Source organism: Lacihabitans sp. CCS-44, from assembly GCF_024343735.1.
Classification (GTDB): Bacteria; Bacteroidota; Bacteroidia; order Cytophagales; family Spirosomataceae; genus Leadbetterella.
In genome coordinates, this window is sequence record NZ_RJUE01000047.1 from 1 (window position 1) to 1,089 (window position 1,089).

Annotated in this window: 1 protein-coding gene; it reads right to left on the bottom strand. The window is 35.0% G+C overall.

Going from position 1 to position 1,089, the window contains the following annotated elements; all coding sequences use genetic code 11:
• On the bottom strand, nt 1-1,089 hold a 1,089-nt coding region (locus tag EGI26_RS07465), incomplete at both ends, for a hypothetical protein (protein WP_255077449.1).

Consider the following 1,089-nt stretch of genomic DNA (forward strand, 5'->3'; position numbering starts at 1 on the left):
ATCCTTTGTTTTCAGGAGTTTGCGGGAATGAGCCAACGCTTAACGACATCAAGTCAGTGACTTCAGAGCAAGTGCCTGTGTTAGAGTTAAATAACACAGAACATCTGTATTGTTTTTGATTTTCTAAGGTCAGATTATTTATGGATAAATGCAATGAATTTGTTCCAGAAAAATTTGCTGAGTCTTTTAAATTAGTCCAATCTGAACCAGTTCCTTCCCGTTGTTGCCATTGAATATGTGTTGGAGAACCAGTAATGATATGTGAATTGTTTATGTTTAGATCGAAGTTGTTTCCTAAACATAGCTTTTGGTTGGCTAGATTTCCCAATAACCTATTGACAATAATTTCTATTTCTTCACTTTGTATCTCGGAAAAATCATCCTTAATTATGCACCTAAACTTGGTCAAGTGTGGACTTTCTATATTGCCAATGTTCTTTATTTTAAATTCTTTAGAGTCAAAGTTTTCAAGACTATTTTGATCTGTCAAAATATCGGAAAAAGTAGTTTCGTTAGGTCTTTTTCTTTGCCATTTGTATTTTAATATTCCGCTTCCTACTGCACTTAAAGTTATATTGGAAGTATTTCCAAAGCAATTTGTTATGCCATTTGGTTGTGAGGAGATTTGCAATGCAGGGAATAATTTCGAGTGAATCTCTAACCTTGGGCTTTCACAAATTCCGATAGTTTGTGTAACCCAAAAATTGTAATCACCAGGAATGTTTATTACTGGAGCTTGGGTTAAAAATACACTTGAGCTTGCTGAACTGTACCATTTCAAGTTTTGTCCAGTTGCCGAAAAAACCAATATATTGGGACTCAAGAAACTTTCAGGAGTTGTATTTAATGGTTTTTCAATCCCTGCAACGACCTGAATATTAACATTTTTAGAAATTTCATCACAAGCATTTTTGCAAGAAACGGTGTAAGTGGTATTGACATTCGGCGAAACTGAAATTTGGGCGGAAGTCTCACCAGTTGACCAAAGAATATTGGCTTTACAGCCAGAACTTGATAAAATTATGGAACTTCCGGAGCAAATGGTTGAATCAGCAAAAGCCGTATTTAAGACCAATTGTGGATGAAAAA